Below are 224 nucleotides of genomic sequence, written 5' to 3'. Positions count from 1 at the left end.
ACACGGCTGCCGTCGGGCAGGGTTTTTCGTACCAGTCGACCGGCTGTGTCCCGTTGATAGTCAGTAACCAGCTGACTGTCGTCATCGCCGTATTCGGTCTTTGCCAGCAGATGGCCGTTAAGGTCGTAGGTATACCCGGTGCGCCGGCCATCAAACCCGATCTCCTGCTGGATCAGGCCGTTGGCGTGATAGACGAGCTGATAGGTTTCGCCAACCTCGTTTTC

Annotated in this window: 1 protein-coding gene; it reads right to left on the bottom strand. The window is 57.6% G+C overall.

The annotated features are described in order from the left end of the window. The coding region (locus tag AAEZ06_RS28445) for a hypothetical protein (RefSeq protein ID WP_350617562.1) at positions 1-224 on the bottom strand (224 nt) is incomplete at both ends.

This window comes from Pseudomonas sp. HY7a-MNA-CIBAN-0227, assembly GCF_040310325.1.
In the GTDB taxonomy this organism is placed as follows: Bacteria; Pseudomonadota; Gammaproteobacteria; order Pseudomonadales; family Pseudomonadaceae; genus Aquipseudomonas.
The sequence above is the reverse complement of the archived record's forward strand: the minus strand, read 5'-3'. Positions and strand labels throughout refer to the sequence as shown.